Source organism: Ruegeria sp. YTSA135, from assembly GCF_059610165.1.
The window spans coordinates 86,064-105,361 of sequence record NZ_JBXWNC010000005.1 but is presented as its reverse complement, the minus strand read 5'-3'; the positions used below and the strand labels follow the sequence as shown (position 1 = coordinate 105,361).

At 56.9% G+C, this 19,298-nt stretch carries 20 protein-coding genes; 11 read left to right on the top strand and 9 right to left on the bottom strand.

All coding sequences use genetic code 11. The features are described 5' to 3' along the window. The first annotated feature begins 62 nt into the window (after positions 1-62). The 3 genes from ctaD to AC2FIT_RS08650 all read left to right on the top strand — a co-directional run bounded on the left by ctaD (position 63) and on the right by AC2FIT_RS08650 (position 2,993). Entirely contained in the window at positions 63-1,721 is a 1,659-nt protein-coding gene (ctaD, locus tag AC2FIT_RS08660; protein ID WP_068334613.1) for a cytochrome c oxidase subunit I, read from the top strand. Between the two features lie 138 nt (positions 1,722-1,859). Further along, positions 1,860-2,459, top strand: a complete 600-nt coding sequence (locus AC2FIT_RS08655; RefSeq protein WP_496828566.1) for a 2-hydroxychromene-2-carboxylate isomerase — start codon at positions 1,860-1,862, stop codon at positions 2,457-2,459. Positions 2,460-2,504: 45 nt separating this feature from the next. Continuing rightward, the gene (locus tag AC2FIT_RS08650; protein ID WP_496828564.1) at positions 2,505-2,993 is read left to right on the top strand and encodes a DUF2244 domain-containing protein; all 489 of its coding nucleotides are present in this window, start codon (positions 2,505-2,507) and stop codon (positions 2,991-2,993) included. Between the two features lie 26 nt (positions 2,994-3,019). On the opposite strand, the gene AC2FIT_RS08645 is transcribed toward AC2FIT_RS08650, so the two are convergent. After that, positions 3,020-3,499, bottom strand: coding sequence for a GatB/YqeY domain-containing protein (locus AC2FIT_RS08645; RefSeq protein ID WP_496828562.1), 480 nt, complete (start codon positions 3,497-3,499; stop codon positions 3,020-3,022). A gap of 183 nt (positions 3,500-3,682) precedes the next feature. On the opposite strand from AC2FIT_RS08645, the gene carA reads away from it, so the two are divergent. Together carA and AC2FIT_RS08635 are read left to right on the top strand one after the other, a co-directional pair. Then, positions 3,683-4,849 carry a glutamine-hydrolyzing carbamoyl-phosphate synthase small subunit gene (gene carA, locus AC2FIT_RS08640; protein ID WP_496828560.1) on the top strand — a complete coding sequence of 389 codons (1,167 nt, stop codon included), beginning with the start codon at positions 3,683-3,685 and terminating at the stop codon, positions 4,847-4,849. 84 nt (positions 4,850-4,933) lie between these two features. Continuing rightward, positions 4,934-6,811, top strand: coding sequence for a glycosyltransferase (locus AC2FIT_RS08635; RefSeq protein WP_496828558.1), 1,878 nt, complete (start codon positions 4,934-4,936; stop codon positions 6,809-6,811). On the opposite strand, the gene AC2FIT_RS08630 is transcribed toward AC2FIT_RS08635, so the two are convergent. Continuing rightward, entirely contained in the window at positions 6,812-7,459 is a 648-nt protein-coding gene (locus tag AC2FIT_RS08630; protein WP_224890396.1) for a GntR family transcriptional regulator, read from the bottom strand. A gap of 100 nt (positions 7,460-7,559) precedes the next feature. Between AC2FIT_RS08630 and AC2FIT_RS08625 the strand changes: the two genes are divergently transcribed. The 3 genes from AC2FIT_RS08625 to AC2FIT_RS08615 all read left to right on the top strand — a co-directional run bounded on the left by AC2FIT_RS08625 (position 7,560) and on the right by AC2FIT_RS08615 (position 9,813). Further along, positions 7,560-8,204 carry a pyrimidine 5'-nucleotidase gene (locus AC2FIT_RS08625; protein WP_496828556.1) on the top strand — a complete coding sequence of 215 codons (645 nt, stop codon included), beginning with the start codon at positions 7,560-7,562 and terminating at the stop codon, positions 8,202-8,204. 86 nt (positions 8,205-8,290) lie between these two features. Beyond that, a complete protein-coding gene (locus AC2FIT_RS08620) occupies positions 8,291-8,539 on the top strand; it encodes a hypothetical protein (protein ID WP_496828554.1) in 249 nt (82 codons plus the stop codon). A gap of 77 nt (positions 8,540-8,616) precedes the next feature. Beyond that, positions 8,617-9,813: a UbiH/UbiF family hydroxylase gene (locus tag AC2FIT_RS08615; protein ID WP_496828552.1), complete on the top strand. Its 1,197-nt coding sequence runs from the start codon at positions 8,617-8,619 to the stop codon at positions 9,811-9,813. A 9-nt stretch (positions 9,814-9,822) separates the two neighbouring features. On the opposite strand, the gene AC2FIT_RS08610 is transcribed toward AC2FIT_RS08615, so the two are convergent. After that, positions 9,823-10,950, bottom strand: coding sequence for an aminotransferase class V-fold PLP-dependent enzyme (locus AC2FIT_RS08610; protein ID WP_496828550.1), 1,128 nt, complete (start codon positions 10,948-10,950; stop codon positions 9,823-9,825). 321 nt (positions 10,951-11,271) lie between these two features. On the opposite strand from AC2FIT_RS08610, the gene AC2FIT_RS08605 reads away from it, so the two are divergent. Further along, a complete protein-coding gene (locus AC2FIT_RS08605) occupies positions 11,272-11,886 on the top strand; it encodes a GntR family transcriptional regulator (protein WP_496828548.1) in 615 nt (204 codons plus the stop codon). 6 nt (positions 11,887-11,892) lie between these two features. On the opposite strand, the gene AC2FIT_RS08600 is transcribed toward AC2FIT_RS08605, so the two are convergent. After that, the gene (locus AC2FIT_RS08600) at positions 11,893-12,351 is read right to left on the bottom strand and encodes an Lrp/AsnC family transcriptional regulator (protein ID WP_068334582.1); all 459 of its coding nucleotides are present in this window, start codon (positions 12,349-12,351) and stop codon (positions 11,893-11,895) included. Beyond that, entirely contained in the window at positions 12,348-12,803 is a 456-nt protein-coding gene (locus tag AC2FIT_RS08595) for an Lrp/AsnC family transcriptional regulator (RefSeq protein ID WP_496828545.1), read from the bottom strand. Before AC2FIT_RS08595 ends, AC2FIT_RS08600 begins: the two co-directional genes overlap by 4 nt. Positions 12,804-12,934: 131 nt before the next feature. Between AC2FIT_RS08595 and ilvC the strand changes: the two genes are divergently transcribed. Together ilvC and AC2FIT_RS08585 are read left to right on the top strand one after the other, a co-directional pair. Then, the gene (gene ilvC / locus AC2FIT_RS08590) at positions 12,935-13,957 is read left to right on the top strand and encodes a ketol-acid reductoisomerase (protein WP_068334578.1); all 1,023 of its coding nucleotides are present in this window, start codon (positions 12,935-12,937) and stop codon (positions 13,955-13,957) included. 128 nt (positions 13,958-14,085) lie between these two features. Beyond that, on the top strand, positions 14,086-14,988 hold the full coding sequence (locus tag AC2FIT_RS08585; RefSeq protein WP_496828543.1) for a DMT family transporter: 903 nt from the start codon (positions 14,086-14,088) through the stop codon (positions 14,986-14,988). Here the strand turns inward: AC2FIT_RS08585 and glmM are convergent. The 4 genes from glmM to AC2FIT_RS08565 all read right to left on the bottom strand — a co-directional run bounded on the left by glmM (position 14,985) and on the right by AC2FIT_RS08565 (position 19,120). Next, positions 14,985-16,328 (bottom strand): phosphoglucosamine mutase, encoded by a 1,344-nt coding sequence (gene glmM, locus AC2FIT_RS08580; RefSeq protein ID WP_496828541.1) that lies wholly within the window; start codon positions 16,326-16,328, stop codon positions 14,985-14,987. The two genes, AC2FIT_RS08585 and glmM, sit on opposite strands and share 4 nt — an antisense overlap. A gap of 35 nt (positions 16,329-16,363) precedes the next feature. Next, entirely contained in the window at positions 16,364-17,362 is a 999-nt protein-coding gene (gene folP, locus AC2FIT_RS08575; protein WP_496828539.1) for a dihydropteroate synthase, read from the bottom strand. Then, positions 17,359-18,279 (bottom strand): dihydroneopterin aldolase, encoded by a 921-nt coding sequence (locus AC2FIT_RS08570; RefSeq protein WP_496828537.1) that lies wholly within the window; start codon positions 18,277-18,279, stop codon positions 17,359-17,361. The genes folP and AC2FIT_RS08570 overlap by 4 nt, the downstream gene beginning before the upstream one ends. A gap of 199 nt (positions 18,280-18,478) precedes the next feature. Continuing rightward, on the bottom strand, positions 18,479-19,120 hold the full coding sequence (locus AC2FIT_RS08565; protein ID WP_224890383.1) for a cell wall hydrolase: 642 nt from the start codon (positions 19,118-19,120) through the stop codon (positions 18,479-18,481). Between the last annotated feature and the right edge of the window lie 178 nt (positions 19,121-19,298).

The window sequence follows — 19,298 nt, the reverse complement described above, 5'->3', positions numbered from 1 at the left end:
AGGAATCCCGCGCGTTGGAGAGATCCGGCTGCGCGGTGCATATGCAACAGGAGGCACCTATAATGGCAGACGCAGCCATTCATGGTCACGATCATGAAGATCAGCGTGGGTTCTTTACCCGCTGGTTCATGTCGACCAACCACAAAGACATCGGGATTCTCTACCTGATCTTTTCAGCTCTGGCTGGTTTGATCTCGGTCGCGATGACCGTCTACATGCGGCTCGAGCTGATGCACCCCGGTGTGCAATACATGTGCCTCGAAGGCTTCATGGCCGATCCTTGCACCCCTAACGGACATCTTTGGAACGTAATGATCACCTATCACGGTGTTCTTATGATGTTCTTTGTGGTTATCCCGGCACTGTTCGGCGGATTTGGTAACTATTTCATGCCGTTGCAGATCGGTGCGCCGGATATGGCGTTCCCGCGGATGAACAACCTGTCTTTCTGGCTGTACGTCGCTGGCACGTCTCTGGGCGTGGCTTCGCTGCTGAGTCCCGGAGGCAACGATCAGCTTGGCTCAGGTGTTGGGTGGGTCCTGTATCCGCCGCTATCGACGACCGAGGGCGGCATGTCCATGGATCTAGCGATCTTTGCCGTGCACGTATCGGGCGCCTCTTCGATCCTCGGCGCGATCAACATGATCACGACGTTCCTGAACATGCGTGCCCCCGGCATGACTTTGTTCAAGGTACCGCTGTTCAGCTGGTCGATCTTCGTCACCGCGTGGCTGATTCTATTGTCGTTGCCAGTTTTGGCCGGCGCAATCACCATGTTGCTGATGGACCGTAACTTTGGTTTCACCTTCTTCGATCCGGCAGGTGGTGGTGACCCGATCCTGTACCAGCATATCCTGTGGTTCTTCGGCCACCCCGAAGTGTACATCGTGATCCTGCCTGGGTTCGGCATTATCAGTCACGTGATCGCCACATTCTCTCGCAAGCCGATCTTTGGGTATCTGCCGATGGTATGGGCGATCATCGCGATCGGGGTGCTGGGCTTTGTCGTATGGGCGCACCATATGTACACAGTTGGCATGTCGCTGCGGCAGCAGGCTTACTTTATGCTAGCCACGATGGTTATTGCGGTTCCAACAGGGGTTAAGGTCTTTTCGTGGATCGCGACCATGTGGGGCGGCTCGATCGAGTTTAAGACACCGATGCTGTTTGCCTTCGGCTTCCTGTTCCTGTTCACCGTAGGCGGTGTGACCGGTGTGGTTCTGTCGCAGGCCGGTATCGACCGCGCCTATCACGACACCTACTATGTCGTCGCGCACTTCCACTACGTGATGAGCTTGGGTGCAGTCTTCGCCATCTTTGCAGGAGTGTACTTCTACTTCTCGAAGATGACGGGTCGTCAGTACTCGGAGTTCTGGGGCAAGGTGCACTTCTGGATGTTCTTCATCGGTGCGAACCTGACCTTCTTCCCGCAGCACTTCCTCGGCCGTCAGGGCATGCCGCGCCGCTACATCGACTACCCTGAGGCTTTCGCTCAGTGGAACTTCGTGTCGTCGATTGGTGCGTTCATTTCGTTCGCCTCATTCCTGCTGTTCTTCGGCATCGTCTTCTACGCCCTGTTCCGCGGTGCCAAAGAGACACGTCCGAACCCGTGGAACGAATACGCGGATACTTTGGAATGGACCCTGCCCTCACCTCCGCCCGAGCACACGTTCGAGCAGCTTCCAAAGCAGGAAGACTGGGACAAAGGCCACGCGCACTAATCCAGCAAACGTAAAGAAACCCCGCCTAAACGGCGGGGTTTTTTCTTGCTACCGGTATCGACTGCTGAACCGTCGCACGAGTCGCGAAAATCGGCTATGCTGATACTGGCGGTTCAACCGGCAACCCGAGGTATCCTCATGCCTGAGATTGATTTTTGGTATTCCATTGGCAGCACCTATACGTTCCTGACAGTCATGCGTCTGGACGATTGGTGCGCTGAGAATGATGTTGCCGTGAAATGGCGACCTTTCAACGTGCGAACGGTCATGTCAGAGCAGCGCAACATACCCTTCGCGGGCAAGCCGGTAAAATCTGCCTATATGTGGCGGGATATCGAACGTCGGGCAGCAAAGTACCATATACACGCGCGGCTCCCTGCTCCCTACCCGATCTCTGACCTGGCGCTGGCCAATCAGGTCGCCTTGCTGGGCATGGATGATGGGTGGGGCAAGACCTTTACCCAGATTCTGTATCGCATCTGGTTCGACGACAATATCGAAGCTGGCAGCGAAACCGCAATCACCGAAGCGTTGCACAGGTGTCAGAAAGACCCGCGCATGGTTCTGGCGCGCGCCCGCAGCCCCGATACGGTTTCAGCGCTAGAGGCAGAAACTGAACAGGCCAAAAAACTGGGTGTTTTTGGTGCCCCCAGCCTTGTCGTCAACGGCGAGGTTTTCTGGGGAGATGACCGGCTGGATGATGCGCTGTCCTGGGCGCGTGTGGGTCACGTAGCCTGATCATTTCCCCTTCGACACAACCAAGCTTTGCGCTAGGTTTCGGCTATGCCATACCAATGGAATCAAACCTCTGAGACAGAGCAGGAATTGCGTCTTTGGCCGCATAACTCGTTGCCACCGCGCGGTGCGATGACCGTGATCCTGTCAGTATTTCTGTTTGGTCTGATCCCGCTGCTTGCAATGCTGGGGTCAGTCATTCTGTGGGGGTTGCTGCCATTTCTCATTCTGACCGTTTTAGGCCTGTGGCTTGCAATCCAGACAAACTATCGCGCGCGCAGCATGTTCGAAGTTCTGACTTTGACTGGTACGCAAGCCCGGTTGATCCACCACACACCGGGAAAACAGCAGCAGGAATGGTCTTGCAACCGATACTGGGCACGGCCCGAAATGCACGAAAAAGGTGGGCCAGTGCCGCACTACGTTACCCTGATAGGAGACGGGCGCGAAGTAGAAATCGGGGCTTTTCTGTCCGAAGACGAACGAATCGCACTTTATGACGATCTGAAACGGAAACTTCGCGAACCAGCCGCGTAACAGCCCCAAGTTCTAAGGATGATCTGTCAGCCACCCGAAGCAGCGCAAAGATGATCTTTAACCATTGGGCCTACTTTGCCAAAATCCATACGTCCGGTGTAACGCGTTTTTAACTCGCCCATCACCTTGCCCATATCCCGAATGGATCCGGCGCCTGTGGCCGTGATTGCGGTCTGAATAGCTTTTGAGACCTCATCATCATCCAACTGTTTGGGTAAAAACTCCTCAATAACTTCAACCTCGCGAAGTTCGCGCTCAGCCAAGTCAAGGCGTCCACCTTCTTCGTAGGCGCGCGCGCTTTCCTTGCGCTGCTTGGTCATTTTACCAAGGATTTCAAGGACCTCAACGTCGCCACAGCCCTTGGCCTCTTCATTTTCAGACGCTCGTGACGCGATGTCGCGGTCTTTGATCGCAGCATTGATAAGCCGTAGCGTCGACAAACGCTCGGTCTCTTTGTCTTTCATCGCTTGCTTCAGGGCAGTGTTCACCCGTGCTCGCATATCCATATGATCTGTCCATCCCCATGGAAAAGGAACCCCGACCTTATCGAAACAAAAAGCGCGACACAACAGGGGACGAATATATCTAACCCATTGATTTCACTAAATAGCCGAAAATTTGAACAGGCTTGACCCAGCGCCATAACGCCCTTAGGTATGCGCCGGTTTACCTAAAAGGAGAGTCGCCCGATGGCCCAGAATGCACCGACCAAGCCCACCGCATGTCTGGCCTTGGCCGACGGAACACTATTCTACGGGATGGGCTTCGGCGCAACCGGTCAGACCGTGGCTGAACTGTGCTTCAACACCGCCATGACCGGATATCAGGAGATCATGACCGATCCGTCTTATGCGGGGCAAGTCGTGACGTTTACTTTTCCTCATATCGGCAATGTCGGTGTAAACCCCGAAGACGACGAAACCGGTGATCCCGTTGCCGCCGGGATGGTCGTTAAATGGGACCCGACTGAGCCGTCGAATTGGCGGTCTGCCGAAGAATTGAAGGCGTGGCTTGTCCGTCGCGGTCGCATCGCCATAGGTGGGATCGACACCCGGCGTCTGACCCGCGCTATCCGCCAGCAAGGCGCGCCGCATGTCGCCTTGGCCCATGACCCCGAGGGTAATTTCGACATTGAAGCATTGGTCGCAGCGGCCCGCGCATTTGCCGGGCTCGAAGGCATGGATCTGGCCAAAGAAGTCACATGCGCACAAAGCTATCGTTGGGATGAAATGCGGTGGGCTTGGCCTGACGGCTATACCCGGCAGGAAGCACCCGTGCATAAGGTCGTCGCCATCGACTACGGCGCAAAGCGAAACATCCTGCGGTGTCTGGCCTCGGCCGGTTGTGACGTGACCGTGCTGCCGGCCACAGCAACAGCAGCCGAAGTTCTGGCGCATAATCCTGACGGTATCTTCCTGTCGAACGGCCCCGGCGACCCGGCGGCCACCGGTAAATACGCTGTTCCGATGATCAAAGAGGTTTTGGACACCACTGACCTTCCGGTTTTCGGCATCTGCCTTGGCCACCAAATGCTGGCACTGGCGCTTGGCGGTCAAACCGTCAAGATGAACCACGGTCACCACGGTGCCAACCACCCTGTGAAAGACATGGAAACCGGGAAGGTTGAAATCACCTCGATGAACCACGGTTTTGCGGTGGACGCACAATCGCTGCCGGATGGTGTGGTGGAAACGCATCGCTCGTTGTTCGACGGGTCGAACTGCGGCATTCGCATGACGGGTCGCCCCGTCTATTCCGTGCAGCATCACCCCGAGGCTTCGCCGGGACCGCAGGACAGTTTTTACCTGTTCGAACGCTTTGCCGAGGCGATGTCGGAAAGAAAAACGCGGGCTTAAAAGCCAGACTGGTTATGATTAACCTGTTGTTAACCCAAGTTGAACAACCCTGCCGCGCAAGCTTCGCGTCAGGGTTGTTTCTTTATGGTCGAACTAAATCTACATCATTTCGCGCAGGCTGCGCCGATACCCGCGCGGATCCGCAAGCCGTTAGGGACTTGTCTTGTCGACCGCGGCTTGATCACTCAATCCCAGCTTGACGAAGCGTTGTTCATGCAATCTTGGCAAAGATCCCCGTTGGGCGAGATACTCGTGTCCGAAGGTTGGGTCGACCGTCGGGATGTACTCAATGCCTTGTCAGATCAAACCGGTCTTCAAATTGCCGATTTCGATAGGTCTCCGCCCTCGCCGGAGCTGTGCAAGATAAAACCAGTCGAGTTCTGGCTGACCCATAACGTCATTCCCTGGCAACGTATCGGCCCCATCTTGCTGGTTGCCACGGCGCGGGCTGACTTGTTTCCTGACGTACGCGGCGGCTTGCAGGATGCGGGGTTTACCGTCATGCCCGTGCTTGTCGCCCCCGATCAGATCGACAAAGCTATTGCTCAAATATTCTCTGAGACATTGGCCAAGGCAGCCGAAACCCGCGTTGATCTGGACCAGAGCTGTCGCTCATGGACCCCGAAGTCACGCGTTGGGTCTGCTGCGGTATTGTCGGGGGTTTTGGTGTCTTTTGCCGCCTTTCCGATAGTCGGACTGGCCGTATTGGTTGCGGCTGCGGTGTTCAGTTTGATCTTGTTTGCGTGTTTTCGCCTTCTTGGCCTGTTCGGGTTCTTGTGGCAGGTAGCAATGCGCCGTGCCGACCCAGTCTCGTCAGGGCCGCCACGGGTGTTGCCGCGTGTGTCCATCATGGTTCCGCTCTACAAAGAGCGCGAGATCGCCGGTGCGCTCATTCGACGTTTACAAAGACTCACGTACCCCAAGGCACTGCTGGATGTCATTCTGGTGCTGGAAGAATCTGACGATGTGACGCGCACCACTCTTTCCGGTGTCGATCTGCCCAGTTGGATCAGGAGCGTCGAAGTGCCTGAACTGAACGGGCTGACTACCAAACCTCGCGCCATGAACTTTGCCCTGGACTTCTGTCGCGGCGACATTTTGGGGGTCTGGGATGCCGAAGATGCACCGCAGCCGGACCAGATCGAACGCGTCGCCCGACACTTCGCACAAGCGGACGAAGATGTCGTCTGCCTGCAGGGTGTTCTTGACTACTACAATCCACGTACCAACTGGCGGTCGCGCTGCTTTACCATTGAATACAACGGCTGGTTTCGGGTCGTGCTGCAGGGCATCGCACGGCTAGGGCTTGTGGTGCCGCTGGGTGGAACAACATTCTTTTTCCGGCGCGACAAGCTGTTGGAACTGGGCGGGTGGGATGCCCACAATGTCACCGAGGACGCCGATCTGGGTGTACGTCTGTCACGTGCAGGCTATCGTACCGAGATCGTCGATACCGCCACTTATGAAGAGGCAAATTTTCACGCGTGGCCTTGGGTCAAACAGCGTTCTCGTTGGCTTAAAGGCTTCATGGTGACGTATCTTGTTCACATGCGCTCTCCCCTGAAATTGCTCAGGGATCTCGGTATCCTTAGGTTTCTGGGTGTACAGGCTTTTTTTCTTGGGACCGTTGGACAGTTCCTGCTGGCCCCGGTTCTCTGGCTGTTTTGGCTGACGAGCTTTGGCTTGCCCAGCCCCTTAGACCCGATCCTCTCACGGTCCATGCTGGCTGCATTGGTGGCCCTGTTCCTGACCGCCGAGATCACCAACGCAGCCGTTGGTTTCATTGCTGTATCGGCCCGGGAAAGACGGTTCTTGCTGCCATGGGTACCAACAATGCCGCTTTACTTCCCATTGGGTGTTTTGGCCGCATACAAAGCCCTTTGGGAGTTGGTATTGAACCCATTTTTCTGGGACAAAACGCAACATGGCCAAGCCATTGAGGAAGACATGCTGCCTCAATGATCAGGTCTCGCGCAGAACTGCATCCTGTTTCAGGCGGGTCATGAAAGCGACCGATATATGGTCCTTCAGCGCACGTTCAGCCGCTTGTTCATTGCGTGCAGCGATGGCCTCGACAATGCCTTTGTGTTCGCTCTGCGCGATTTCACCGCGCCCCTGCACGGCCAGGGATGTGGTGGCCATAAGCGCCATCGTGCGATGCACGAGGTCAAGCTGCTGAACCAGATAACGGTTGTGCGAGGCGAGGTGTATCTGCTCGTGAAACCGCCTGTTCGCGCGCGACAAAGCCGACGGGTCGCCGACAAGCTCGTCATCGGCGGCCACCATATCCTGCAACACCCTGATCTCTTCTTCGGTGGCATGCTTGGCCGCCAACTTTGCAGCCAGCCCCTCTAACTCGCGTCTTACGACATACAATTCGGCCATCTGGTTGTGGTCAAGCGAGGCCACAATCAGCGACCGGCCGTCCCGTTCCAGCAGCGATTGCGTCTCAAGCCGCTGCAACGCTTCGCGAATTGGGGTCCGTGAGACCCCGAACCGTTCCGCAAGCTCGCTTTCAACCAGACGGTCGCCGGGTTTGTAAACGCCAACGTCTATCGCTTCGAGAATAAGACGGTAGGCGTCTTTGGACGGTTGTCTGGCTTGGGGCATGGGGTGGTTCGTCTCCTCGTTCGAACATGTCTATCCGTCACTTGCCCTGCGGATCAAGTGCGGCATTGAAAACCGTGTCGCAGCGCCCTAAACCCAAACCATGGTCAAACCTGCTTTTTCTCACGTCACCCAATGGGTGTTCGACCTCGACAATACACTCTACCCGCCGCATATGCGACTGTTCGACCAGATCGAGATGCTGATGACGGATTACGTCGTGCAGGCCATCGGTGTAGAGCGGGCCGAGGCGGACCGTCTGCGCTCGTACTATTGGCGGCAATACGGCACGACGCTGGCCGGTTTGATGGCCGAGCATGATCTGGACCCTGACCCCTATCTGCACGCGGTTCATCAGGTGGATATGAGCCACCTTGACCCCGACGCCGAACTGGCCGACCACATCCGGTCCCTGCCCGGCCGCCGCATTGTTTACACCAATGGCAGCGCGCCCTACGCCGAACGGGTGCTTGAAGCGCGTGGTCTTGCCGGGCTGTTCGATGCAATCTATGGCGTCGAGCATGCGGGCTATCGCCCGAAGCCCGAAAAAGCCGCGTTCGAGGCGATATTTACCCAGGATGGAATCGATACAGAACAAGCGGCCATGTTCGAGGATGACCCCCGGAATCTGGCTGCTCCGCACGCGATGGGAATGCGCACTGTGCACGTCGCGCCCGAGCCTCATGAGGCCGACCATATCCACCATCACACCGATGATTTAACTGCGTTTTTGGCCCGTCTGCGATAGGCTGTCACACTGCGACGATCTGCACGTTCTGCAGGTGCAATATCATCCATATATGCCCATCAGCGACGAACAGAATCGGAGAAACCATGAGCGCGATCGAGATGCCTCGGCGCCTGCCCATTTGGCAGCGCATCCTTTTTTCAATCCCCCTGTTTGGCTGGATTGCCCGCGATGCAGCCTATGGCAAGCCCGAGGATTGGGGCTACACCGCCGCTGCGCTTGTCAGCATGTGGGGGTGTTCGACCCTGATCTTTGGCTTGCCTGGCCTCTATATCCCAGCTGTGATGATGGTGCCGCTGATTTTCCTTCTTCTCATCCTGGTGTCACGCGGCTGACAGACGGGACAGGATGTCACTTGGCGCCGGATTTGGAACCGAACTAGATTCTGGCCAAGCACTCGGAGACCAAGGCAATGAAAGACAGCTGTGACATCCTGATTTCCGGCGGAGGTATCGCCGGGCTAACCGCTGCGGCAGCGTTCGGGACTGCTGGGTTCGACGTTGTGTGCGTCGACCCTGCCCCGCCAGTTACCGAACGGGATGTGGACGGGTCAGATCTTCGCACAACGGCCTTTCTGCAACCGGCACGGGGATTGCTGGAACAATGCGGGCTGTGGCAACGTCTGGCCGACCACGCATCGCCCCTGCAAATCATGCGGATCGTCGATGCAGGCGGAGACGTGCCAGAACCCCGCATTGTAAGGGACTTCAACGCCTCTGATATCTCGGACCAGCCGTTTGGCTGGAACCTGCCCAATTGGCTGCTGCGGCGCGACATGGTGGCGCGCTTGGCCGAATTGCCTAACGTTGATTTTCGGCCCGGCACCGGCGCCAACAGCCTATTTACCCGCACCGCCGAAGCGCGGGTAGGCCTCAGCGATGGTAGTCGCATTCGCTGCAAGCTGGTCGTGGCTGCAGACGGGCGCGCCTCGCCCATGCGTGAGGCAGCGGGGATCAACGTCCATACTACGCGCTACGGTCAAAAGGCACTGGCCTTCGCGGTGACACATCCCAACCCCCACCAGAACATCTCTACCGAAATCCACCGTTCGGGCGGGCCGTTTACTTTGGTTCCCTTGCCAGATTGGCAGGGTCAGCCGTCGTCTGCGATTGTCTGGATGGAACGTGGTCCACGGGCCGTAGAACTACTGAACACTGGCCCAGAAGAATTCGAGGCGTTGATGACCGAACGCTCATGTGGGGTGTTAGGGCCGCTAAAGCTGGCGTCGCGCCGGACGATCTGGCCGATCATCAGCCAATCGGCAGAACGGCTGTCCGGCGAACGGATCGCCCTGATGGCTGAAGCCGCCCATGTCGTGCCGCCGATCGGCGCTCAAGGTCTGAACATGTCATTGGGTGACTTACGCAGCCTGCTGGACCTTGCCCAAGCCCGGCCTGAAGGTTTGGGTGACGTGCAAATGCTGGACGCCTATCACAAGGCCCGGCACACCGAGATTGAAGTGCGCGTCAAGGGTATCGATTTACTGAACCGCGCCTCAATGATAGAGGCGCGTCCGCTGCGCGATGCACGCGCGTTGGGGCTGAACGCGCTTTATTCGCTACCGCCTGTGCGCAAAACACTAATGCAGATGGGCCTTGGCGTACGCTGAGGTCCTAGATCACAGAACCTGATCCAGAACACGCCTGAGCCGCGCTATCGTACCGTCGACGTCATAGAGTTTGTCCAAGCCGAACAAGCCAAGGCGGAATGTGCTGAAATCTTCGGGCTCATCACATTGCAACGGTACGCCTGCCGCGATCTGCATGCCAAGGGCGGCAAATTTCTTGCCGTTCTGAACTTCGGGGTCTGAGGTGTAGGTGACCACGACGCCCGGTGCCCCGAAACCGTCAGCTGCAACCGAAACAACGCCTTTCTCTTTCAGCAAAGCACGAACGCCATTCCCCAGCGCCCACTGCGCATCGCGCAACTTTTCAAAGCCGTAGTCACGGGTTTCGACCATCGTATCACGGAACGCCTGTAACGCATCGGTTGGCATTGTGGCGTGATAAGCGTGCCCTCCGTTTTCATAGGCCTGCATGATCTGCCGCCATTTTTTCAGATCTACGGCAAAGCTGTCCGACGTTGTTTCCGCTAACTTTGCTTCGGCCCGTTCAGACAGCATGACCAGCCCGGCACAGGGCGATGCGCTCCACCCCTTCTGTGGGGCCGAGATCAGCACATCGACTCCGGTGGATTTCATATCGACCCACGCGCAGCCCGAGGCGATGCAATCCAAGACCATGAGGGCACCGACCTCATGCGCCGCTGCGGCCATGGCCGTTATATATTCATCCGGCAGAATAAGACCCGCAGATGTCTCAACATGCGGTGCGAAAACCACATCCGGCCGATTTTCACGAATTGTTGAAACCACTTCGTCAATCGGGGCAGGTGCAAAAGGTGACGGGCTGGAGTTCCCGGTCTGCCGAGCCTTAAGAACCGTCGCAGATGCAGTCAGCGTCGCGGACTCGATGATCTGACTCCAACGATAGGAAAACCACCCGTTGCGAACGACAAGAACATTCGCGTTGCGCGCAAACTGCCGGGCCACAGCCTCCATCCCAAAGGTCCCACCCCCCGGAACCACAGCCACTCCATCAGCCTTGTATACATCGCGCAGCATCTCTGAAATGTCTCGCATGACGGTCTGGAACCGGGCCGACATGTGGTTCAACGACCGGTCTGTGAAAACAACCGAGAATTCTTCCAGACCGTTCGGATCAATTTCTTCCAAAAGTGCGGGCATGCTGTGTCCTTTCAAACTGCGTAACAGGATTTCTGGAGCCTTTTTTACCGATGGTAAAGCCCCGGCATCCCGGCCGCAATTGACGTCACGGAACTCTCCGTCGCAATAGAAAATTAACCTTAGAAAGCGCAAATCACACGGTGACTTGACGCCAAATAGTGTCACCACCCCTTTACACCCAGAGGTGTTTCTGAACAGATACATACACTTTGTAGAAGAAAGGTATTGTTGCCCGTGACTGCTCATAAGCGGACCAGTTTTCAGTTTGTAAGAGACGAAGTTAAACGGCGCATTGAAAGCCGGATTTGGCCACAGGGATCTTTGCTGCCCACGGAAACGCAATTGGCCGAAGAATTCAATTGCGCACGTGCGACCGTGAACCGAGCCCTTCGAGAGCTTGCCGATCAGGGAATAGTTGAGCGTAAACGCAAAAGCGGCACGCGTGTCAAAAAGGAACCCAGCAAGCATGCGAAGGTCGAATTCTCATTGGCTCGTCAGGCTGTAGAAAAGCAGAATTCTATATATCGATATGCGCTTGTCGAGCGCAGCGTTGTGTCCAGCCCCGGCTGGTTGGCCTCTCAGCTTTGCGTTTCGCCCGACGCGCGTGTGTTGCACGTGATCTGCATGCACTATGCGGACAACCGTCCTTTTCAACTGGAAGAACGCTGGATCAATATCGAAACCGTCCCCGATGTTGAGCATGCCGATCTGACCTCTCAAGGTCCGCACGAATGGTTGCTGAATATTGCGCCGTTTACCGAGGCCGAGATTTCATTTTGCGCGATATCCGCGGATGGCCGGTTGGCTGAGTTCATGGGCACCACCACGGGCACTTCGATGATACAGATGGAGCGGACAATCTGGAAAGATGGTGTTCCAATGACATTCGCGCGCGAAACTCATCACCCCGGTTTTTGCATCCGAACCAAATACTAACGCGTTTTAGCCAATTGGGCCGGGCAGCCGCTCTTCGCTTAGCAATACGTTAGCTTCAACATCCCCTGCCCCCGGCAAGGTCATGATACGCCGCCGAAGAACTCGTTCGAAATCAGAAAGGTCTCGCGCGACAACCCTTAGGCGATAGTCATAAAGACCCAAAACATGCTCAACCGTTTGCACCTCGGGGATGGCGCTGACAGCTCGCTCAAAATCCTCAAGACTGACTTGCCCCTTGCGGGCCAGCTTTACCCCCAGAAATACGGTCACGCCGAACCCCAACGCTTCGGCATTTAAGCGCAAGCGACGCCCTTTGATGACCCCTGCCGTCTCTAACCTGCGGATGCGCCGCCAAGTTGCGGGTTGAGACAGGCCAAGTTTGCGCCCCAGCGCCCCCGCGCTTTGCGTGGCGTCCTGAACCAGCGCACGCAGGATTTGGCGGTCGGTTTCATCAAGCTCGATCACACCGGCAACACCTCGTTTCGCTTGACCCGCGCGATATGCATCAACGCCTCGATATCAGCGATATGTGGTAAGGTCAGGATACGGTCGCGGTAGAGTTGTTGATAGTGGGTCATATCGCGCGCAAGAACCGACAAGCGGACATCAACACGCCCCAGAAATGTCTGAATTTCAATCACTTCCGAAACCATGCGGGCAGCTGCTGTAAACTCATCGAAGGCCCGAGGCTGCGTTTTGTCCAACGTTATGCGCAGCGAAACCTCGACCGCGTAACCCAAAGCGGCCCAATCTATCACCACCTGTTGCCCCTGGATGACGCTAGCGGCCTGCATCTTTTCAACCCGTCGCCAGCAGATACCCTGGCTCACGCCGCACCGCTCGGCCAACTCAGCCATAGACAGCGTGGGTTCGGCTTGAAGGTGGCGCAGAATTCGTCGATCCATGTCGTCTAGCATGATAATTACGTCTTACTAAGTTTCTGCGAATAACTTTTCCCTTAGTTCGCAAAAAGTCGATTGTAAAGCACTCGCCAACAGCACCGCGCCCCACTAAAAGCACAGAAACCCTAACGGAAAGGACCGGATACATGCGCGTCTATTATGATCGCGATTGCGACATCAACCTGATCAAAGACAAGAAAGTGGCTATCCTGGGCTATGGCTCGCAAGGTCACGCCCACGCGCTGAACCTGCGTGACTCGGGTGCGAAGAACCTGGTTGTCGCGCTGCGCGAAGGCTCTGCCTCTGCCAAGAAAGCCGAAGCAGAAGGCCTGCAGGTCATGGGCATCGCCGAAGCCGCAGCCTGGTGCGATGTCATCATGTTCACCATGCCCGACGAACTGCAGGCAGAGACCTACAAGAAATACGTGCATGACAACATCAAACCCGGTGCAGCCATCGCGTTCGCTCACGGCCTGAACGTCCACTTTGGCCTGATTGAGCCGAAAGAAGGCGTAGACGTCATCATGATGGCCCCCAAAGGCCCAGGCCACACCGTACGCGGTGAATATGTCAAAGGCGGCGGCGTCCCTTGCCTCGTAGCCGTCAATACTGACGCGACCGGCAAAGCACTGGAAATCGGGCTTTCGTATTGTTCAGCCATCGGCGGCGGCCGTTCGGGCATCATCGAGACCAACTTCCGCGAAGAGTGTGAAACCGATCTTTTCGGCGAACAGGCCGTTCTGTGCGGCGGTCTGGTCGAGTTGATACGCTGCGGCTTTGAAACTCTGGTTGAGGCCGGCTATGCGCCTGAGATGGCCTATTTCGAGTGTCTGCACGAAGTAAAGCTGATCGTAGATCTGATCTACGAAGGCGGCATCGCGAACATGAACTACTCGATCTCGAACACCGCTGAATACGGCGAGTATGTTTCGGGTCCGCGCGTTCTGCCCTATGAGCAGACCAAGAAAGAGATGAAGGCCATTCTGACCGACATCCAGACGGGTAAATTCGTGCGTGACTTCATGCAGGAAAACCAAGTTGGTCAACCTTTCTTCAAAGGCACCCGTCGTCTGAACGACGAGCACCAGATCGAAGAAGTTGGCCGGAAACTGCGCGCTATGATGCCGTGGATTTCCGCTGGTAAACTGGTGGATCAAGAAAAGAACTAAGGCACATAAAGCCTTGCGTCAGGGCGGCCCTACCGGCCGCCTTTTTTTATCAATAATACTCAGCAACGTCTTGTGAATGTTCGGTTTACGTGTTCACCAAGGCGAAGAATAACGAAGTCAGCACTCATATGGTTGATCAAGCCACATCGCGCGACTGGGGTGGTGTCATCGCCCTTGGCCTTATCTGGGGCGGCACTTTCATGGTCGTTACCATGGCGCTTGAAGGATACGGGCCGGTCACCGTTGCCACCGCGCGTACGACCTTGGGCGCATTGACTCTGCTTGCGATGATGGTGCTGACCGGGCGTACAATACCAACCGGCCATGCGCAGCTTTGGAGGTACATCGCAATCATCGGCGTGCTGTCGACCGCACTGCCCTTTCTGCTGCTGAGCTGGGGGCAACAATACGTAGCTTCGGCATTTGCTGGCCTGTCGATGGCAGCGATTCCTTTGATGGTTCTACCGTTGGCGCATTTCTTTTCCGACGAACCCCTGAACCTCCGGCGGTTCGTTGGCGTCTCGCTTGGCTTCTGCGGTGCGCTGCTGTTGATCGGCCCGGGTCTGGCGCAAATTGGTCAAGGCGCAGAGCCGTTGGCGCAATTGGCCTGTATCGGCGCGGCACTGTGTTACTCCGGCGCGTCGATATTCACGCGGCGCTGCCCGCCGATTGATCCCGTGGTTCTGGCGGCGCTGTCACTGGTTGTGGGCGCGACGCTCTTGCTTCCGATCATGCTGGTGACCGAAGGTCTCCCGCGTTGGGAAGGCACGCGCCCAGGCCTTGCGATCATTGCACTGGGTCTTGTCCCGACAGCATTTGCGACCCTCTTGCGCGTATCCATCATTCGCAGCGCGGGGTCCGTGTTTCTGACCTTGGTCAACTATCAAGTGCCCATTTGGTCCATGGTCTTCGGCGCGTGGATCCTGTCCGAGGCTTTGCCGCTGCGGTTCTTCATCGCACTGGCCATGATCCTGACCGGGCTGGCCATCAGCCAGTGGTTCAGTCTGCGCAAGATGTTGATTGGGCGCTAACCAGCGACGGCTTCAACCTCGGCGACGATTCCGTCAACGACCTGCGTCAGCAGCGAGTCGTCCTCGCATTCCGCCATCACGCGGATCAGTGGTTCCGTCCCCGACTTGCGTATCAGCAAACGACCCTGCCCGTTCAGGCGCGCCTCGGCATCTGCGATTGCGGCTTTGACACTGGTTGCCTCCAGCGGCGTTTGTCCGTCTTGATAACGCACGTTTTTCAGCAGTTGCGGAACGGTTTCGAATTGAATTGCCAGTTCCGAGGCTTTGCGACCAGTATGCACCATCTCGGCCAAGAAGTGCAGGCCAGCCATAAGGCCATCACCAGTGGTGGCATAGTCGCTCATGACGATGTGGCCTGATTGTTCACCGCCCAGATTGAATCCGCCTTCGCGCATCCTTTCAACGACATATCTGTCGCCAACAGCCGTCCGTTCCAGCCGCAACCCATGCGCCGCAAGGTGGCGTTCCAGCCCAAGATTCGACATGACAGTCGCAACGAGTGCCCCGCCTTCCAGACGATCTGCCGCCGCCCAACTGGTGGCCAGCAGCGCCATCAATTGATCCCCGTCAGCCACCTGCCCGTTTTCATCGATCATCACAACACGGTCGGCATCGCCGTCTAAGCAAATGCCCACATCTGCTCCGTGCGCCACAACCGTCTCTGCCGCGAGCTGTGGATTGGTCGAACCACAATTTAGATTGATGTTTTTACCATTCGGCACCACGCCGACCGGAATGACCTCGGCCCCCAGCTCCCACAAAACCTCGGGCGCGGTACGGTGCGCGGCACCATTGGCGCAATCGATCACCACCTTCAACCCGTCCAAACGGACATCGCGGGACAGTGAGGATTTCACCCGCTCACCATACCGAAACCTGGCGTCGTCCACGCGACGCGCCCGGCCAATGTTTTGCGCTTGGGCTGGTTTTACACCGGTTTCGATCAGGCGCTCAATCTCCAACTCTGCCTGGTCGGAAAGCTTGTAACCATCTGGGCCAAAGAACTTGATGCCGTTATCCTCAGCCGGGTTATGGCTGGCCGAGATCATGACACCAAGATCAGCCCGCATCGAGCGGGTCATCAGCCCCACAGCCGGCGTAGGCACCGGACCCAGCAGCAGCACGTTCATACCGGTCGAGGTCAACCCCGCCGTCAACGCATTTTCCAGCATATAGCCCGATAAACGCGTATCCTTCCCTATCACAACCCGGTGCTCGCTGGATTGATCCCGGCGGAAATAACGTCCTACGGCTGCCCCAATACGCAAAGCCATCTCGGCCGTAATCGGATGGGTATTCGCGGTGCCCCGCACCCCATCGGTTCCGAACAGCTTGCGCATGGTGTTACTCCGTTCATTTCTTGCCTGCACAGGGATTACCGGACGGCAGCCCATAGACGCAAGGCCTGAGCGGTCTCAACCACGTCATGAACCCGCACGATTTGCGCGCCTTGCGACACCCCTGACAGTGCCACGGCGATTGATCCCGGGCCACGGGCGTCTTTGCGGGGCTCTTGCCCGATTTGCCCAATGAAGCCCTTTCGCGACACCCCCAGCAGTATTGGGCAGCCCAACCCATGAAACAGGCTGAGATTTCGCAGAAGAGTCAAATTGTGATCCAGTGTCTTGCCAAACCCTATACCCGGATCAACCACGATCCTGTCGCGGGTCAACCCCAACTGCTCTAGCTTGGAGACTTGTCCTGCAAGAAAATCATAAACATCCAGTAACACGTCATCATACTGAGGGTCGTCCTGCATTGAGGATGGGTCACCCTGCATGTGCATCACACAAACGGGTGCGTCGACCTCAGCGCAAAACGGCGCAAGCTGTGGATCAAAGGTAAATCCGGACACGTCGTTGATCAGCCCTGCGCCGGTATCCCACGCCGCCTGCGCAACGTTGGCCTTGCGCGTATCAATGGAGATAAGTGCCGTTGTGTTTGCACGAATGGCTTCGATCACAGGCTGGGTTCGCGCGATTTCCTCACCCTCGGGTACGAACGAAGCGCCGGGTCGTGTCGATTCGCCACCGATGTCCAGTATGGTCGCGCCATGTGCCACCATTTGTTCCGCGGCCGACAAGGCTGCTTCGACAGAGTTATGCAGCCCACCATCCGAAAAACTGTCGGGCGTCGCATTGAGGATGCCCATAATCTGCGGCTGATTCATTGTCAGCCCTGCAATGTCGGCACGTGGTCGGGTCAACAGATCCAACGCTTCGTGAGGAACATCCTGCGCGGTGACAACCACCGGGGTTTCGGTTCGGGATAGCTTTTCGGCATGCGTAAACCAAAGCGGCTGCCCCGCTAGGGAAACCGCGCCGGCCGGGCGGGTCCAGCCGTGTTGCACCAGAGGTCTGTAGTAAGCAGTCACAACTGCGCCTGATCCAGCGGTATGGCACGCAGTGGTGTTTTGGGCGCGTTCGGTAATGCACCGCCGATAACCATCATTTCGCTCGCCTCGAATGTGGCAGCAAACCATGCCGCCAACGCAACAGCGTCTGACGGAGCGGCGGACGGGCCATCAACGGCGTCGAGAACAATCTTGGAAGGTGCCCAAACGCAGATCTGTCCGTTTCTCATCGCCCAATCCAGCTCGGTCCGAGTGGATACCACCACGCAACGGTGGTCCCGTTCGGCCAGAACCCACGCGTTCTGCTCGATCGCCAACAGATCAATCCGGCGCTGCGTCATCGCGTGTCCGGTTTGCGGCACCGAAAGATCAGATGCACCAACGCACAGGATCAACGGACGTTGGCGGTTTTCCAACTGGTCAATCCATCCGGTCAGGTTGGCAGAGGCGATCGCTTCGTTTGACAGGAAAACAAGGCGCGGATGAGGGCGTTCTTCCTCGACAACGTCATGGTGCAACGCGTCTTTGCCACGAACGATCTCAACGCCCAATGCCCCCGGACCACGATCCAGCTTTTCTATGCGGACAAAGGCTCTTACGGCCTGTGGTTCAAGTAGAATGCGTTCAGCTACACGCTCAGCCAGTGTTTCCAAAAGGTTGAGTCGTTCAGCAGCCAATTCATGCGCAATCGCTTCGGTAACTCGGTCATAAGACAGAATGCGGTCGACATCATCATTGATCGGGTCGCTTAGAGGGCGCACCTCGACCACAATGTTGAAGCAGATCCGCTGAGTTGTACCACGTTCCGCCTGAAAGGCGCCGATCTCAACCTCGACGATATGATCGCGAAGCGAAATTCGATCCAGCGGACCACGCGCCGCAGTCGCTTCGGACCGCTCAGACGGGTGCGCAAAGGCAAGACGGATTTCAGAACTCATGCGACGGACCTTTATTGGACTTGGTGGGCTTACAGGCCCACACTACGAGATGCGCGGGCGTATAGCATCGCAGCAAGCGCCATTCCAGTCTTCGAATGCGGCGTCGTCAGTCGGTTGAACGTCAAGAACTTACTCAGCCGCAAGCCGCTCGCTGGACTGGTCCAGTTGGCAGTAAATCGTCAGCACTCGCGCGCATCAATCAGTTGCTGGCAGTTCGATAGTTGTGCCGGTAGAAAATATGCACACCGATCCGCGCGGTTTCCTTGTATACACGCGCCCATGACGGGCGTACTGCGGTCGTGTGGTAGTGGGTGGCCCCTTCGGTGAGCTCTTTGGCGATGCCGTCGATTGCCGCACGCGCAACCTTGGCCACGCGCTCATACGCTTTCTTTTCGCGGATCACTTCCTTGCGGCCATCACAGGTATATGTGAACTGGCATTGGTATTTCTTGCCTGTCCCCTGCTTGATCACTCCGCAGACAGAATCGGGAAAGCGGCCACTTTCCACGCGGTTTAGGATCACCTCGGCCACGGCGAACTGTCCGCGCACGCTTTCGCCGCGCGCTTCAAAGTACAGCGCTTCCGCCAGGCATTTGAAATGTTTGTCCCCAGTGGCCTTGGGCTGTTGGTCCAGCCACGCCTTGGAATAGGATATTTTCGTGGTTTCAAGCTGCTTGCGCGGCTTGAACAGTTTAAAATAGTCGCGCGTGTTTTGTCCGGGCACTTCGGTCCGGGAAACAAGCTCGCGCTTGGCAGTATCGGTGGCTTCGCGTTCAGCGAAAGACACACTCGGCAGCATGGTTGCTGCCATCGTGGCAGCAGCCAGTATGTAGCGTAGCATCAGATAACCTCGCACAGGCACATATCGCGCCGTACCCTCCCCCGGCGGGCGCGACGTGCCATTTAGCGCAGTCTGACGCAGACGTCCAGTTCCGAGCAAAAAGCAAGTGAAAAATCGCCCGTGAGGAAAAATAAATCCATCACGAGGTCGCGTGAACACCACTATTTCTAGGGCTTCA

Coding starts and splice junctions, on each gene's coding strand:
- ctaD (WP_068334613.1), top strand. CDS start 63: ATGGCAGACGCAGCCATTCATGGTCACGATCATGAAGATCAGCGTGGG.
- AC2FIT_RS08655 (WP_496828566.1), top strand. CDS start 1,860: ATGCCTGAGATTGATTTTTGGTATTCCATTGGCAGCACCTATACGTTC.
- AC2FIT_RS08650 (WP_496828564.1), top strand. CDS start 2,505: ATGCCATACCAATGGAATCAAACCTCTGAGACAGAGCAGGAATTGCGT.
- AC2FIT_RS08645 (WP_496828562.1), bottom strand. CDS start 3,499: ATGGATATGCGAGCACGGGTGAACACTGCCCTGAAGCAAGCGATGAAA.
- carA (WP_496828560.1), top strand. CDS start 3,683: ATGGCCCAGAATGCACCGACCAAGCCCACCGCATGTCTGGCCTTGGCC.
- AC2FIT_RS08635 (WP_496828558.1), top strand. CDS start 4,934: ATGGTCGAACTAAATCTACATCATTTCGCGCAGGCTGCGCCGATACCC.
- AC2FIT_RS08630 (WP_224890396.1), bottom strand. CDS start 7,459: ATGCCCCAAGCCAGACAACCGTCCAAAGACGCCTACCGTCTTATTCTC.
- AC2FIT_RS08625 (WP_496828556.1), top strand. CDS start 7,560: ATGGTCAAACCTGCTTTTTCTCACGTCACCCAATGGGTGTTCGACCTC.
- AC2FIT_RS08620 (WP_496828554.1), top strand. CDS start 8,291: ATGAGCGCGATCGAGATGCCTCGGCGCCTGCCCATTTGGCAGCGCATC.
- AC2FIT_RS08615 (WP_496828552.1), top strand. CDS start 8,617: ATGAAAGACAGCTGTGACATCCTGATTTCCGGCGGAGGTATCGCCGGG.
- AC2FIT_RS08610 (WP_496828550.1), bottom strand. CDS start 10,950: ATGCCCGCACTTTTGGAAGAAATTGATCCGAACGGTCTGGAAGAATTC.
- AC2FIT_RS08595 (WP_496828545.1), bottom strand. CDS start 12,803: ATGCTAGACGACATGGATCGACGAATTCTGCGCCACCTTCAAGCCGAA.
- ilvC (WP_068334578.1), top strand. CDS start 12,935: ATGCGCGTCTATTATGATCGCGATTGCGACATCAACCTGATCAAAGAC.
- AC2FIT_RS08585 (WP_496828543.1), top strand. CDS start 14,086: ATGGTTGATCAAGCCACATCGCGCGACTGGGGTGGTGTCATCGCCCTT.
- glmM (WP_496828541.1), bottom strand. CDS start 16,328: ATGCGCAAGCTGTTCGGAACCGATGGGGTGCGGGGCACCGCGAATACC.
- AC2FIT_RS08570 (WP_496828537.1), bottom strand. CDS start 18,279: ATGAGTTCTGAAATCCGTCTTGCCTTTGCGCACCCGTCTGAGCGGTCC.
- AC2FIT_RS08565 (WP_224890383.1), bottom strand. CDS start 19,120: ATGCTACGCTACATACTGGCTGCTGCCACGATGGCAGCAACCATGCTG.